At 70.3% G+C, this 14,433-nt stretch carries 12 protein-coding genes; 10 read left to right on the top strand and 2 right to left on the bottom strand.

Going from position 1 to position 14,433, the window contains the following annotated elements:
* Positions 1 to 39 precede the first annotated feature (39 nt).
* The 10 genes from rsmI (at position 40) to ACYVO6_RS03265 (ending at position 13,275) form a co-directional block, all read left to right on the top strand.
* Positions 40 to 897 (top strand): 16S rRNA (cytidine(1402)-2'-O)-methyltransferase, encoded by an 858-nt coding sequence (gene rsmI / locus ACYVO6_RS03310; RefSeq protein WP_461057003.1) that lies wholly within the window; start codon positions 40 to 42, stop codon positions 895 to 897.
* 232 nt (positions 898 to 1,129) lie between these two features.
* Positions 1,130 to 1,543, top strand: a complete 414-nt coding sequence (locus ACYVO6_RS03305; RefSeq protein WP_461057001.1) for a hypothetical protein — start codon at positions 1,130 to 1,132, stop codon at positions 1,541 to 1,543.
* Positions 1,544 to 1,592: 49 nt separating this feature from the next.
* Positions 1,593 to 2,462, top strand: a complete 870-nt coding sequence (locus ACYVO6_RS03300; RefSeq protein WP_461056999.1) for a TatD family hydrolase — start codon at positions 1,593 to 1,595, stop codon at positions 2,460 to 2,462.
* A gap of 130 nt (positions 2,463 to 2,592) precedes the next feature.
* Positions 2,593 to 3,951: a ubiquitin-like domain-containing protein gene (locus ACYVO6_RS03295; RefSeq protein ID WP_461056997.1), complete on the top strand. Its 1,359-nt coding sequence runs from the start codon at positions 2,593 to 2,595 to the stop codon at positions 3,949 to 3,951.
* A 467-nt stretch (positions 3,952 to 4,418) separates the two neighbouring features.
* Positions 4,419 to 5,309 (top strand): 16S rRNA (adenine(1518)-N(6)/adenine(1519)-N(6))-dimethyltransferase RsmA, encoded by an 891-nt coding sequence (gene rsmA / locus ACYVO6_RS03290; protein WP_461056995.1) that lies wholly within the window; start codon positions 4,419 to 4,421, stop codon positions 5,307 to 5,309.
* 244 nt (positions 5,310 to 5,553) lie between these two features.
* A complete protein-coding gene (locus tag ACYVO6_RS03285; RefSeq protein WP_461056993.1) occupies positions 5,554 to 6,483 on the top strand; it encodes a 4-(cytidine 5'-diphospho)-2-C-methyl-D-erythritol kinase in 930 nt (309 codons plus the stop codon).
* Between the two features lie 23 nt (positions 6,484 to 6,506).
* The gene (locus tag ACYVO6_RS03280; RefSeq protein ID WP_461056991.1) at positions 6,507 to 8,312 is read left to right on the top strand and encodes an ABC-F family ATP-binding cassette domain-containing protein; all 1,806 of its coding nucleotides are present in this window, start codon (positions 6,507 to 6,509) and stop codon (positions 8,310 to 8,312) included.
* Between the two features lie 213 nt (positions 8,313 to 8,525).
* The gene (locus ACYVO6_RS03275) at positions 8,526 to 10,325 is read left to right on the top strand and encodes an outer membrane protein assembly factor BamB family protein (RefSeq protein WP_461056989.1); all 1,800 of its coding nucleotides are present in this window, start codon (positions 8,526 to 8,528) and stop codon (positions 10,323 to 10,325) included.
* Between the two features lie 64 nt (positions 10,326 to 10,389).
* Complete coding sequence (locus ACYVO6_RS03270; RefSeq protein ID WP_461056987.1) at positions 10,390 to 12,306, top strand: outer membrane protein assembly factor BamB family protein; 1,917 nt, start codon at positions 10,390 to 10,392, stop codon at positions 12,304 to 12,306.
* A gap of 273 nt (positions 12,307 to 12,579) precedes the next feature.
* Positions 12,580 to 13,275 carry a helix-turn-helix transcriptional regulator gene (locus ACYVO6_RS03265; protein WP_461056985.1) on the top strand — a complete coding sequence of 232 codons (696 nt, stop codon included), beginning with the start codon at positions 12,580 to 12,582 and terminating at the stop codon, positions 13,273 to 13,275.
* Here the strand turns inward: ACYVO6_RS03265 and ACYVO6_RS03260 are convergent.
* Both ACYVO6_RS03260 and ACYVO6_RS03255 read right to left on the bottom strand, forming a co-directional pair.
* The gene (locus ACYVO6_RS03260; RefSeq protein WP_461056983.1) at positions 13,244 to 13,462 is read right to left on the bottom strand and encodes a DUF397 domain-containing protein; all 219 of its coding nucleotides are present in this window, start codon (positions 13,460 to 13,462) and stop codon (positions 13,244 to 13,246) included. The genes ACYVO6_RS03265 and ACYVO6_RS03260 overlap by 32 nt on opposite strands.
* A gap of 9 nt (positions 13,463 to 13,471) precedes the next feature.
* Positions 13,472 to 14,323 carry a helix-turn-helix domain-containing protein gene (locus tag ACYVO6_RS03255; RefSeq protein ID WP_461056981.1) on the bottom strand — a complete coding sequence of 284 codons (852 nt, stop codon included), beginning with the start codon at positions 14,321 to 14,323 and terminating at the stop codon, positions 13,472 to 13,474.
* Between the last annotated feature and the right edge of the window lie 110 nt (positions 14,324 to 14,433).

Below are 14,433 nucleotides of genomic sequence, written 5' to 3'. Positions count from 1 at the left end.
TGCGCGGGGCCTCTTTATCGGCCCTGCGAGGATGGAACCGTGACAGGAACCCTTGTACTCGCAGGCACTCCCATCGGGGACGTCGCGGACGCACCGCCCCGGCTGGCCCAGGAGCTGACGGCCGCCGATGTGATCGCCGCCGAGGACACCCGGCGGCTGCGGCGGCTGACACAGGCGCTGGGCGTGCAGCCCGCCGGGCGGGTCGTGTCGTACTTCGAGGGGAACGAGTCGGCCCGTACGCCCGAGCTCGTGGAGGCCCTGGCCGGCGGGGCGCGCGTGCTGCTCGTGACCGACGCGGGGATGCCGTCCGTGTCCGACCCCGGCTACCGGCTGGTCGCCGCGGCGGTGGAGCAGGACATCCGGGTGACCGCCGTACCCGGCCCGTCCGCCGTGCTCACCGCGCTCGCCCTGTCCGGGCTGCCCGTCGACCGGTTCTGCTTCGAGGGCTTCCTGCCGAGGAAGGCGGGCGAGCGGCTCTCCCGGCTGCGCGAGGTCGCCGGGGAGCGGCGCACGCTCGTGTACTTCGAGTCGCCGCACCGGCTGGACGACACGCTCGCCGCGATGGCGGAGGTGTTCGGGGCCGACCGCCGGGCGGCCGTCTGCCGGGAGCTGACCAAGACGTACGAAGAGGTCAAGCGCGGTCCGTTGGGCGAGCTCGCGGCCTGGGCGGTGGAGCGCGTCCGCGGGGAGATCACCGTTGTTGTGGAGGGGGCGCCGGAGAAGGGTGCCGAGGAAGTGGACGACGCGGAACTGGTGCGGCGGGTGCGGGTGCGGGAGGAGGCGGGGGAGCGGCGTAAGGAGGCCATCGCGGCGGTCGCCGCCGAGGCGGGGCGCCCGAAGCGCGAGGTCTTCGACGCGGTGGTCGCGGCGAAGAACGCCGTGCGCACCGCCCCGTAGGGGCGCCCGCGACAGGGGGGCGCCCCATGGGTGGGTAAATGCGCCCCGGCAAAGGTAAAGCTCACGTCTCTCACCAGGAGCTTTGGGGCAAGGAACGGCCAAGACGGCTTCAATAGTCGACAGGTCTCGTGACCTCGCTCCGCCAGAAGAGTTCACTAGTTGACGGGGACGCGCCCGTCCCTCGCCTCCGCTCTCCCGGAGGCGACTGTCCAGCGGGGACCGAGGAGCTGGCATGAGTGAGATTGCAGGGCAGACAGGCCACCACACCGGCGCGGCCATCGATGTCGTGCACGAGTCGTATTCCTTCGCCTGCATGCGGTGTGGGCACGGCTGGGAGCAGTCGTACGAGATCGAGCACCACTTCGACGCCGAGGGCCACGAGTTCGTGACGTACGTGGCGGACGGCCGGGTCGTGCCGTCGCCGCTCAGCCGGCCCACCTGCCAGAACTGCGACAACCACGTGGTGCGCATCATGCGTGCCGGTCAGGTCTCCTCGGCGCTGAACTCCCTCCACCCGCGCCGCTCGGTGCCGCGCCAGGCGGAGCAGCCCCAGGCCGAGTCCACGAAGCCCGGGGAGCCCAGGGAGCGCCACCACTGGCACCTCTCCGACCTGCTCCACCCGTTCCAGCACCGCAAGACGAGCTGACCCACCCCACCAGGGGAGGTCCGGGACGGCTCCTTCGTAGGATCGGGGCATGTCTTCCCACGCCGAAGCCCCACCGCTCCCGGACCTCCTCCGCGTGCCCGTCGCCGACTCGCACACCCACCTCGACATGCAGTCCGGCACGGTCGAGGAGGGGCTCGCGAAGGCCGCGTCGGTCGGTGTGACGACACTCGTGCAGGTCGGCTGCGACGTGAAGGGCTCGCGGTGGGCGGCGGAGACAGCCGCGGAATACGAGGCCGTGCACGCGACCGTCGCGCTGCATCCGAACGAGGCCCCCCGGATCGTGCACGGAGACCCCGACGGCTGGTCCCGACAGGGTGCCCGCGAGCCCGGTGGCGAAAGCGCGCTGGACGAGGCGCTCGCCGAGATCGACCGGCTCGCCGGCCTCCCGCAGGTCAAGGGCGTCGGCGAGACGGGTCTCGACTACTTCCGTACGGGACCCGAGGGCAAGGCCGCCCAGGAGCGGTCCTTCCGGGCCCACATCGAGATCGCCAAGCGGCACGGCAAGACCCTGGTCATCCATGACCGGGACGCCCACGCCGACGTACTGCGCGTGCTCAAGGAGGAGGGCGCCCCCGAACGCACCGTCTTCCACTGCTACTCCGGGGATGCGGAGATGGCCGGAGTGTGTGCCGAGAACGGCTACTTCATGTCCTTCGCCGGGAACATGACCTTCAAGAACGCCCAGCCCCTGCGCGACGCCCTCGCCGTGGCCCCCCTCGAACTCGTCCTCGTAGAGACGGACGCACCCTTCCTGACGCCCGCGCCGTACCGCGGACGGCCCAACGCCCCGTATCTCATTCCGGTCACGGTCCGCGCGATGGCCGCCGTACGGGGCCTGGACGAAGACGCGCTGGCGACAGCCCTCGCGGCGAACACGAAGCGTGCCTTCGATTACTGACACATAACGCCCACATGGGCGCATTTTCGGGCGGTTTGACGACACAACGTAGTCGCGGTGCCTTGGAGAGTGACGGGCGCTCCGCTAGGTTCTCCGCGCCCGATCCGGAGGACCCCTGGAGCGTGTCGTCGTGAGCACTTCGCAGTACGAGACGTATGGCCCGGCGTACGAGAACGATCAGCCGAACGATCAGCCGAACGCCGCTGAGGAGCCGCAGGAGTACGTGGATACGTACCGGCCTGCGTACGAGATCCAGCACGAGACCCATCCCGAAGCCAGCACCGAACCGAAGCTGCCCCCCACGCTCGAGCTGCCCCACCCCTTCGGCGGCCGGGCCGAGGCGCGGCGGGAGGCACGCCGGGCGGCGCAGCGCCAGAAGGCCGCCGAGTGGCCCCAGGCGGTGCGTCGGCTGGTGCCGCAGGCACTGGTCGTCGCCTTTCTGGCCGGCGGCACCTCCGCGTTCGTCGCCGACGACAAGGCGATCGAGCTGACCGTCGACGGCAAGCCCCGCACCCTGCACACCTTCGCGGACGACGTGAGCGAACTGCTCGCCGACGAGGGTGTCGAGGTGGGCGCCCACGACCTCGTGGCGCCCGCCCCCGGCACCCCGCTGACCAGCGGTGACGAGGTCGCCGTACGGTACGGGCGGCCCGTGCACCTCACCCTCGACGGCCGGCGCCGCACGATGTGGACGACGGCGCGCACGGTGGACGGGGCGCTGCGGCAGTTCGGGGTGCGCGCGGAGGGCGCGTACGTGTCGACACCGCGCTCCCGGCGCATCGCCCCGGAGGGACTCACCCTCGACGTCCGTACCGAGCGGACCCTGACGATCATGGCGGACGGACGGGCGCGGACGGTCCGTACGAACGCCGCGACCGTCCGCGAGGCCGTGGAGGGCGCCGGGATCACCCTGCGCGGACAGGACACCACGTCCGTACCGCCCGGCAGCTTCCCGCGCGACGGGCAGACGGTGACGGTCCAGCGGATCACGCGCACGAAGGAGGTCCGCGAGGAGCCCATCGCGTTCGGGGTGCGGCGAACGCTGGACGCCCAGCTCTTCCGGGGCACCGAGGTCGTCGAGCGGGCGGGGCGGGCCGGAATGCGGCGCGTCACCTACGCCCACCGCACGGTCAACGGCGTCCGCTCCAAGCCGCGCCGGCTCGACTCCGAGGTGGTCCACGAACCCCGCACCCAACTGGTGAAGACCGGCACCAGGTCCCTGCCGACGGTCCCCGCCGGCGTCGACGGCCTCAACTGGAGCGCCCTCGCGGCCTGCGAATCCAGCGGCCGTCCGGGCGCGGTGGACCCCTCCGGCACCTACGGCGGCCTCTACCAGTTCGACATCCGGACCTGGCAGAGCGTCGGCGGCAGAGGGCGCCCGCAGGACGCGTCGGCGGCGGAGCAGACGTACCGGGCGAAGAAGCTGTATGTGCTCAGGGGGGCGAGTCCTTGGCCCCACTGCGGGGGGCGGCTTACCTCCGGCGGTTGAGCGGGTGGGTTCGTTTTCGGGTGCGGGTGCGTGGTGGTTGCTCGCGCCGTTCCCCGCGGGGTGCCTCCGGCGGTGAGGCGGGTGCGGGTTGTGTGTGGTTGCTCGCGCCGTTCCCCGCGCCCCTTGGGTGCGTGGTGGGTCGGGGCCGTGGGCCGGTGCGTCAGCCCGTCGCAGGCCGGGCGTACGACCCTGGGCTGGTAGAAGGTCCTGGTTCTCCGAGACAGAACCTAAGCGACGGGCATACGACGCACCGGCCCACGGCCCCTCCCGCCGGTGGGCAAGTGCGGGTGCATTGTGGCTGGCGGTGAGTGGAGCCGCAGGCTTTTCAGGGGCGCGGGGCCGTGACATATGCGGCTCCGCCGCGGGGCGCGACCAGCCACGACGGGCCCGCAGTCGCCCACGAACCCAGCACCCCACCCCCGTAGGCAACCCGCCCAACCGCCGGAGGCACCCGTACGCTTGCGACCGTGAGCAACACCCCCGCCCCCGACGCCCTCCTGGGCCCCGCCGACGTCCGCGAACTGGCGGCCGCCCTCGGCGTACGCCCCACCAAGCAGCGCGGCCAGAACTTCGTGATCGATGCGAACACCGTCCGCCGTATCGTCCGCACCGCGGAGGTCCGCCCCGACGACGTGGTCGTCGAGGTCGGTCCGGGGCTCGGGTCCCTCACGCTGGCCCTGCTGGAGGTGGCGGACCGGGTCGTCGCAGTCGAGATCGACGACGTACTGGCCGGTGCGCTGCCCGCCACCGTCGCGGCGCGTATGCCGGAGCGCGCGGGCCGGTTCGCGCTGGTGCACTCCGACGCGATGCACGTGGCCGAGCTTCCGGGGCCCGCCCCGACCGCCCTGGTCGCGAACCTCCCCTACAACGTCGCCGTCCCCGTTCTGCTGCACATGCTCGAGACCTTCCCCACCATTGAGCGGACGCTCGTGATGGTGCAGGCGGAGGTCGCCGACCGGCTGGCCGCTGCCCCGGGTTCGAAGGTGTACGGCGTTCCCTCGGTGAAGGCCAACTGGTACGCCGACGTCAGGCGGGCCGGGGCCATCGGCCGGAAGGTCTTCTGGCCCGCCCCGAACGTGGACAGCGGCCTCGTCTCGCTCGTCAGGCGCGCCGAGCCGGTCAAGACGACGGCGTCGAGGCGCGAGGTCTTCGCCGTGGTCGACGCCGCCTTCGCCCAGCGTCGCAAGACCCTGCGGGCCGCGCTCTCCGGCTGGGCAGGCTCGGCGCCGGCCGCGGAGTCCGCCCTGGTCGCGGCGGGTGTCTCGCCGCAGGCGCGGGGCGAGGCCCTGACGGTGGAGGAGTTCGCCCGCATCGCGGAGAACCGGCCGACCGACAACAAGGAGCACGGACAGCATTGAATCCTCCCCCGGCTGAAGCAGGGGGATTCCTGGCTCACGCAGCCCGCGGGTCAGCGACCCGACAGGTCTTCCACGATCAACACCAGCCGGGTTGAAACCAGCCCGGGTTCGTACCGCAAAGCTTGGAGGTGCATGTGCTGTCTTGGTTCTCGATCAGCACGGCGTACGCGCTTGGTTCTCGCAACGCACGGCAGTCAGCCTATTCGACCGTGTGGGCGGTCCGGGACGCCCTCGGAGGAGTCAGGTGAGCGTGACGGTACGCGTCCCCGCGAAGGTCAACGTCCAACTGGCCGTGGGCGCCGCCCGCCCCGACGGCTTCCACGACCTGGCCAACGTCTTCCTGGCGGTCGGCCTGTACGACGAGATCACGGCGACGCCGGCGGACGAGCTGCGCATCACCTGCGAAGGCCCGGACGCGGCTCAAGTCCCCCTGGACCACACGAACTTGGCGGCCCGCGCGGCTCAGAAGCTGGCCGAGCGCTACGGCCGCCCGACCGACGTACACCTCCACATCACCAAGGACATCCCCGTCGCCGGCGGCATGGCGGGCGGCTCCGCCGACGGCGCGGGCGCGCTCCTCGCCTGCGACGCGCTCTGGGGTACGGGGGCCTCGCGGGCCGAACTCCTCGATATCTGCGCCGAGTTGGGCAGTGACGTGCCGTTCAGCCTGGTGGGTGGGGCGGCGCTGGGCACGGGCCGGGGCGAGCGGCTGCGGCCGCTGGAGGTGGGCGGCACCTTCCACTGGGTTTTCGCGGTGGCCGACGGCGGCCTCTCGACCCCGGCGGTGTACGCCGAGTTCGACCGCCTCAACGAAGACGTTGAGGTCCCCGAACCGGTCGCGTCCCAGCCGCTCCTGGACGCCCTGGCAAAGGGCGACCCGACGGCCCTGGCGGCCACCCTCTCCAACGACCTCCAGCCCGCCGCCCTCTCCCTGCGCCCCTCCCTCACCACCACCCTGACCACAGGCCGCACAGCGGGCGCCCTGGCCGCCCTGGTCTCCGGCTCGGGCCCCACGACAGCGTTCCTGACCCGCGACGCGGACTCGGCGACAGACGTCGCGCAGGCCCTCCTCACCTCGGGCACCTGCCGCACGGCCCGGGTGGCGGTCGGCCCGGCGCCGGGCGCGACCGTGCTCGGCCAGTCGCTGCCGGCGCCGACTACGCTGGAAGGCTGATCGATCCCCGCGTCAGGAGAGAAATGGCCGTCAACCTCGTCAATGTCGAGAACGTCAGCAAGGTGTACGGCACCCGTGCCCTGCTCGACGGCGTCTCGCTCGGAGTGTCCGAGGGGGACAGGATCGGCGTCGTCGGGCGCAACGGCGACGGCAAGACCACGCTGATCCGGATGCTCGCCAAGCTGGAGGAGGCCGACACCGGGCGCGTCACCCACTCCGGCGGCCTGCACGTCGGCGTACTCACCCAGCACGACTCCCTCGACCCCGCGGCCACCGTCCGGCACGAGGTCATCCGGGACATGGCCGACCACGAGTGGGCGGGCAACGCCAAGATCAGGGACGTACTCACGGGACTGTTCGGCGGGCTCGATCTGCCCGGGTTCCCGCAGGGGCTCGACACGGTCATCGGGCCGCTGTCCGGTGGCGAGCGGCGGCGTATCGCGCTGGCCAAGCTGCTGATCGCCGAGCAGGACCTGATCATCCTCGACGAGCCCACCAACCACCTGGACGTGGAGGGCATCGCCTGGCTGGCGAAGCACCTGCGGGAGCGGCGTTCGGCCCTTGTCTGCGTGACGCACGACCGGTGGTTCCTCGACCAGGTCTGCACGCGTATGTGGGACGTGCAGAAGGGCGATGTGTACGAGTACGAGGGCGGCTACTCCGACTACGTCTTCGCCCGCGCCGAGCGTGAGCGCATCGCGGCCACCGAGGAGGTCAAGCGGCAGAACCTGGTCAGGAAGGAGTTGGCCTGGCTGCGCCGCGGCGCCCCGGCCCGTACGTCCAAGCCGCGCTTCCGCGTCGAGGCCGCGAACGAGCTGATCGCGGACGTACCGCCGCCGCGAGACACCAGCGAGCTGATGAAGTTCGCCTCCACCCGGCTCGGCAAGACCGTGTTCGACCTCGAGAACGTGACCGTGCAGGCCGGGCCGAAGGTGCTGCTGAAGCATGTGACGTGGCAGCTCGGGCCCGGCGACCGTATCGGCCTCGTCGGCGTGAACGGCTCGGGCAAGACCTCCCTGCTGCGGGCGCTGGCCGACGCGGCGTACAGCGAGGGCGAGCGGCAGCCCGCGGGCGGACGGGTCGTGGTCGGCAAGACAGTGAAGCTCGCCTATCTCTCGCAGGAGGTGTCCGAACTCGACCCCGCCCTCAGGGTGTTGCAGGCCGTACAACAGGTCCGCGACCGCGTCGACCTCGGCAAGGGACGCGAGATGACGGCCGGTCAGCTCTGCGAGACCTTCGGCTTCAACAAGGAGAAGCAGTGGACGCCGGTCGGCGACCTGAGCGGTGGTGAGCGCCGTCGGCTCCAGCTCCTGCGGCTGCTCATGGACGAGCCGAACGTCCTCTTCCTCGACGAGCCCACCAACGACCTCGACATCGAGACCCTCACCCAGCTCGAGGACGTCCTCGACGGCTGGCCCGGCTCGATGGTCGTGATCTCCCACGACCGGTTCTTCATCGAGCGCACCACGGACAAGGTGTACGCCCTCCTCGGCGACGCCACGCTGCGGATGCTGCCGCGCGGGATCGACGAGTACCTGGAGCGGCGGCACAAGATGGAGGAGGCCGTGGCGGCCCGGGTCTCCGTGGCGCCCCCGGCCGAGAAGCCCGGCGTCTCCGCCGCCGACGCCCGCGCCGCCAAGAAGGAACTCCAGAAGATCGAGCGGCAGTTGGACAAGCTCTCCCAGAACGAGAAGAAGCTGCACGACCAAATCGCCGCGAACGCCACGGACTTCGAGAAGGTGGCCGAACTGGATGCCGACCTGCGCGAACTGGCCACCGAGCGCGAGGAGTTGGAGACCCGCTGGCTGGAGCTCGCAGACGACGCGTGAAGGCGGCGTGAAGGAGCGTAACGAGGGCATCACGGGCCGGTCCTCCCTTGGGAACAGGGGATGTACCGGCCCTCAGTTCGAGCGCCGCATGGTGATAGAAAGGGCCGTCTGAGAACTGTCTGAACAGTCTGAGTACGACGCTGAGTACAAGTCCGTATTCACTACGTACTTCTAGGCGTGGCTAAAAATCAGTGATGAAGGGGGAACGCGCTGATGTCTCAGCCGCCCAACCAGCCGCCACAGGGCGGGTTCGGAGCTCCACAGGATCCGGGCGGGCAGAACCCTCCGGGCCAGGGAACGCCTCCGCCGCCCGCACAGCCGCCGCAGGCTCCACCGCCTCCGCAGGGCGCACCACAGACGCCGCCCGCCCCGCAGCCCGGTTACGGCTACCCGCAGCAGCCCGGCCCGTACAGCCAGCCGGGTCCGTACGGCGGACAGCCCGGCCCCTACGGCCAGCCGGGACCGTACGCCCCACAGCCCGGCCCGTACGGACAGCCTCAGCAGCCCGGCCCCTACGGTCAGCCCGGCTACGGCTACCCGCAGCAGCCCCAGTTCCCCGGCCCGCCCGGCACCCCGCCGGGCGGCGGCTCCCGCAACCCCTTCAAGGGCAAGCCCGCCATCATCATCGGAGCCGCGCTGGCCGCCGCCCTCGTCATCGGCGGCACTGTGTGGGCGGTGTCCGGCGGCGATGGTGGCGGCAAGAAGCCCGCCGCCAAGAAGAGCGACGCCCCCCCCACCCCGGGCGAGGACCCGATCAACCCCGGCGACGGTGACGGCGACGGCGGCAAGGACCCCGAGGACCTCAACGCGGGCCGCCAGGCGGGCGAATCGAAGGTGCTCTGGTACAAGGAGGGGCCCGACGCGCCCGGTTCCGGTGCCGACGCCCCCGGTATGTGGATCACCGGCAAGACCGCGGTGAAAGCCGCGTACAAGCAGGTCTTCGCCTACAACGTCAGTGACGGCAAGCCGGCCTGGCCCGAGATCACGCTGCCGCAGGAGATCTGCGCGGTCACCGAGCAGAAGACGGCCGACGACAAGATCATCATCGCGTACAAGGCGGGCACCAAGGACACCGCCGAGTGCAACCAGCTGATGGAGATCGACCTCAACACCGGTAAGAAGGGCTGGACCGAGGAGGTCCCGGAGGGCGACCTCTTCGACAGCATGCTCTCGGTCGGACTGACCGTCACCGGCGACACGTTGGTGGTCGGCCGCGGGCAGTCGGGCGTCGGCTACGACGTCGCGACCGGCGACAAGAAGTGGGAGAAGAAGAGGTACGGCTCGGCCTGCTTCCCGTCCGCGTTCGCGGGCGGCAGCAAGCTGGTCGCCGTCTCGTCCTGCGCGGCCGGCTCCGACAACGAGCACGACGAGGTGCAGGAGCTCGACCCGGCGACCGGCAAGGCCAAGTGGACCTGGAAGGTCCCCAAGGGCTGGCAGGCCGCGCGGGCGTACTCCGTCGACCCCGTCGTCATGTACCTCACCAACGAGGACAAGAAGCAGTGGAACATCTCCACGCTGAACAACGGCACGGTGAGCGCGCAGGTCGACATCGACGAGTCCTTCGCGCCGGAGTGCGGCTGGGCGATCCTCTCGCGTGATCTGCAGGGCTGCCAGGGCGTCGCGGCCGACAAGGACACCCTCTACCTGCCGACCGACGCGAAGACCGGCGCCAACGAGATCGTCGCGATCAACCTGGCGACCGGCAAGGAGAAGTGGCGCACCAAGTCCCCGCTGGAAGAGCGCATGCAGCCGCTGAAGATGGACGGCACGAACCTCCTCGCGTACGTCCTGCCGTCGTACGACTCGGGCGGCCGGATCGTGTCCATCCCGACGGCGGGCAGCTCCCACACACCGAAGAAGCTGCTCCAGAACCCGCAGAGCACCTCGAACATCGAGAGCGGCTTCTACTCGAAGGCCGTGGACTACGTGGACGGGCGCTTCTACATCTCCACGACCCGGCTGACGGGCAATGACGATGCGCAGGAAAAGCTGATGCTGGCCTACGGCAAGTGACCCGCCGCTCGTCCCGTCCCGCACCTTCTCCTTTTCTTCTCCGAGTTTTCCGAGGTATCCCGTCATGAGCCAGCCGCCGCCCCCGCCGCCCAACCAGCCGCCGCAGGAAGGCGGTTCAGGCGCCCCGCAGGACCCGCCGCCGAACGGCTTCGGGGCTCCGCAGAGCCCGCCGCCCGGTGGTTTCGGCGCTCCGCAGGATCCGCCGCCGAACGGCTTCGGGACGCCCCAGAACCCGCCCCCGGGCGGTTTCGGCGCCCCGCAGAGCCCGCCGCCGGGCGGTTTCGGTCCGCCGACCCCACCACAGGGCAACCCGCCGCAGGGCACCCCGCCGAACCCCGGCTACGGATACCCGCAGGCCCCGCCGCCCCCGCAGGCGCCCGGGACCCCGCCTCCGACGACCCCGCCGCAGCCGTACGGCTACCCGCAGACGCAGCCCCCGGGCCAGCCCGGTTACGGCTACCCGGGCCAGCAGCCCCAGTACGGCTACCCGCAGCCCTCGACGATGCCGCTCCAGCCGCAGGCGCCGAGCGGCGGACGCAAGCTCAACGGCCAACTGATGATCATCGTCGCGGCCGTCCTGGCCATCGGCCTCATCGTGGGCGGCGGCGTCTGGTACGCGTCCTCGAACAGCGGCGAGGACAAGAACGACGCCTCCGGTACGTCCGGCGGCACCGGCGGCGAGGAAGGCAAGGGCGACACGGGCAAGGAGGCCCCCGACGGGGGCGGCTCGGAGAAGGTGCCGTCCAGCACCAGCGCCAAGGTCCTCTTCCAGGTGCCCCAGCCCGAGGTGCCCGAGGACGAGGTCTGGAGCGTGGGGGGCTCCTGGCTGACGGACAAGGTGTACGCCAAGGCGAGCCTCAACGAGGTCATCGGCTACGACCCGGCCACCGGCAAGGAGACCTGGACGATGCCGCTGACGGGTCACTCCTGTGCGGCCTCGCCCGAGATCACCAAGGACGGTGTGGCCGTGGTGATCTCCGAGCCGTCCAAGCGCAGCAAGACCAACAAGTACCCGGGGTGCACCGAGGTCACGGCCTTCAACCTGAACACCGGCGAAAAGCTCTGGACCAAGTCCGTGGGCGACGGCAGCGAGAAGGCCAAGTTCGAGGAGGCCAGCATCACCGGCACCACGGTGGCGGTGGGCGCAGGACTCGACGGCGGCGCGGGCTTCGACCTCACCACCGGCAAGGTCCTGTGGCAGCCGAAGGTCGAATCGTGCGAGGACATCGGCTACCGCGGCGGTGAGCAGCTGGTCGCCGTGCGCAAGTGCGGTCAGTACGGCGAGGAGAAGTACGAGGTCCAGCTGCTCAACCCGAAGGACGGCAGCGTCCAGTGGACGTACAAGCTCCCCGCGGGCATCGACAACGCCAAGGTGATCTCTACCAAGCCGGTCGTGTTCGGCGTGGACTCCGGTGAGATCACCTCGTCGGGCGCCACGGACATCTTCTCGCTCGACGAGAGCGGCAAGCTGCGTACGAAGATCACGCTGGAGGACGGTCGGTACGAGCACGACTGCGGCGTCGGCAAGGTCCACGACTGCAAGGGGATCACGGTCGGCAACGACAAGCTCTACGTCCCGACGAAGCAGCACGACGGCACGAAGGAGTTCTCCCGCACCAACGAGGTGATCTCCTTCTCGCTGGCCACCGGCAAGACGGCGGGCGACCGCGCCGACGCCGGTGACGGTTACGAGATCTTCCCGATCCGGATGGACGGCGGCAACATCATCGCGTACAAGCAGGGCCCCTACGACAAGGGTTCCGAGGTCGTCTCGATCAACGGCGGCAGCTTCAAGCAGACCACGCTCCTGGTGACTCCGGCCTCCGAGCAGGTCCGCAACGCGATCAGCAGCATGGTCCCGAAGACGTCCGAGCTGCTCTACACGAACGGCCGCCTCTTCATGGGCCGCGACCTGATCAGCAAGCCCACGTCCTCCCTGGGCGGGGAGAAGTACACGGCGATCGGATTCGGCGCGCAGTAGGGCGTACGGCGATCGACAGGCGGCCGTTTCCGGTCGTACGCCGATCATGTATCCGTACGCGGATCAAGGCCCCGTCCCTGCTCAGGGACGGGGCCTTACCCTTATCTTCGCCAGCTCGCGAATGCGAGGAATTTCGGCAATCCGGGGCACTTCTCACCGGTAGGGGAAGCGCAACGTCGAACAAGCGTGTAGCTTCCGGGGGATGGAGAGCCGGGGGGCTCCTGTCCATGGGGGACCAGTTGGGGACCTGGGGGAACTGGGGGGTTTGGCTCGATGGGAGTGCGGCTCATGGTGGTCGACGACCACCGTCTGCTCGCCGAGGCGCTGGCCTCGGCCCTGAAGCTGCGCGGACACCGCGTGCTCGCCGCGGCGGCGCCCGCCGCGGGGGCGGCGGAGCTGGTGATCACCAGGGCACCGGAGGTGTGCCTGCTCGGCACGGCGACACCCGCCGAACCGGGCATCTTCGACCCGGTGGTGAAGATCAAGCGCGAGCGCCCGCAGGTGGCGGTACTGGTCCTCGGCCCGGTACCGAACCCACGCGGAATCGCCGCCGCCTTCGCCGCCGGCGCCTCGGGCTACGTACGGCACGACGAACGCATCGAGGGCGTCGAGCGCGCCATCATGAAGGCCCGCGCGGGAGAGGCGGCGGTCGCCCCGCAACTGCTCCAGGGCGCCTTCAGCGAACTCCTCAACCCGGCCGCCCAGCCGGACGACGAGGGCCAACGTCTGCTGCAGATGCTCACGCCGCGCGAGGTCGAGGTCCTGGTCCGGGTCGCGGACGGCGAGGACACACGGCTGATCGCGGCCGGTATGGGGATCGCGCCGAGTACCGCGCGTACGCACGTACAGCGGGTGCTGATGAAGCTGGGCGTGGGGTCACGCCTGGAGGCGGCGGCGCTGGCGGCGCGGACAGGGCTGCTGGACCGGGCGGGACCGGTCAGCGAACGGCTCCCGGAGCCGCCGGGCTGAGGGCGCCGGAGCGTATGCCTTGGAGGAGGTGGGCGAGGGGGGCGGGGGCGGTGGTGAGGTGGGTGGTGGGGTCGTCGCTTTCGCGGAGGTGGATCGACCGGGGGCCGGTGGTGGCCAGCTCCAGGCAATTGTTGCCGTCGGCGCCGCCGGAGAAGGAAGACTTCTGCCAGTTGGCGAGGGTAGTCATCGGTGCGCCTCACAGTTCCTTGGCCAAGCGGTGGATGAAGTCACGCGACCGTTGGGGATCGAGTGACGCATCCTCCATTTTACGGAAAAGCGTTCGAGAGGCGCCGAGTTGGGCTTCGGAGTCGATGAAGGCCGTGCCGTGGGGCGTGTCGCGCACCGCTGTGTCCAGTTGAGGCACGGCGCCGCCTGCCAGCATCAAAGTGTTCCAGGCGCCTGCGAAGCCCTCCAGATCAAAGGGGATCACGCGAACGGTGATGTGATCCGCCTCGGACAGTTCCAGAACGCGCGCGAGCTGAGCGCGTGCGGCGGCACGGTCGCCGACTCTGGTGCGAAGTGCCGCTTCGTGGATCACTGCTTCGTACGGGACGGGCGTGGGGCCCGCAAGGACGACTTTCCGTTTCATCCGGTGTTGGACTCGCAACTCCAGCTCACCGTAGGGAAGTTCGGGGACCCTGTACGAGAAGACGGCCCGGGCGTAGTCCTCCGTCTGGAGAAGTCCGGGGATGTGAGGGAACTCGACATCGTGCCGGTATGTGGCGTGGTGCTCCAGCTCGGCGATGTCCAGGAACGGTGTGGGTAGCAGCCCCCGGAACTCCTCCCACCAACCGCGTGTCCGGTCGGTCGCCATCGCTACCAGCGCGTCGGTCAGCTCCTCGTCCGTGCAGGAGTAGTGGGCGGCGAGGCGGCGCACACGTTCCTCGCTTACGCCTGCGACGCCGGCCTCGATCTGGCTCACCTGGGCGGAGTTCACTCCCAGTAGGGCCGCCGCCTCGGTGGCCTTCAGTCCTGCGGCATCCCGAAGCTTGCGGAGCTCGGCGCCCAGGCGTACCTGCCGTGCCGTGGGGTTTCGCCGTGTTGCCATGTGCAGCTCCCTGCTTCAACTCGCTGTCCGGGATGCCCCGTTCGGGTGCGAGATTACGCGAACGACTTGCGCAGTCGCAATTTTAAGACCTACCGTCAGTGACGCGTCGC

It is taken from the genome of Streptomyces pseudoechinosporeus (assembly GCF_054783935.1).
The sequence above is the reverse complement of the archived record's forward strand: the minus strand, read 5'-3'. Positions and strand labels throughout refer to the sequence as shown.

Coding starts and splice junctions, on each gene's coding strand:
- ACYVO6_RS03260 (WP_461056983.1), bottom strand. CDS start 13,462: ATGACTACCCTCGCCAACTGGCAGAAGTCTTCCTTCTCCGGCGGCGCC.
- ACYVO6_RS03255 (WP_461056981.1), bottom strand. CDS start 14,323: ATGGCAACACGGCGAAACCCCACGGCACGGCAGGTACGCCTGGGCGCC.
- ACYVO6_RS03275 (WP_461056989.1), top strand. CDS start 8,526: ATGTCTCAGCCGCCCAACCAGCCGCCACAGGGCGGGTTCGGAGCTCCA.
- ACYVO6_RS03270 (WP_461056987.1), top strand. CDS start 10,390: ATGAGCCAGCCGCCGCCCCCGCCGCCCAACCAGCCGCCGCAGGAAGGC.
- ACYVO6_RS03265 (WP_461056985.1), top strand. CDS start 12,580: ATGGGAGTGCGGCTCATGGTGGTCGACGACCACCGTCTGCTCGCCGAG.
- ACYVO6_RS03305 (WP_461057001.1), top strand. CDS start 1,130: ATGAGTGAGATTGCAGGGCAGACAGGCCACCACACCGGCGCGGCCATC.
- ACYVO6_RS03300 (WP_461056999.1), top strand. CDS start 1,593: ATGTCTTCCCACGCCGAAGCCCCACCGCTCCCGGACCTCCTCCGCGTG.
- ACYVO6_RS03280 (WP_461056991.1), top strand. CDS start 6,507: ATGGCCGTCAACCTCGTCAATGTCGAGAACGTCAGCAAGGTGTACGGC.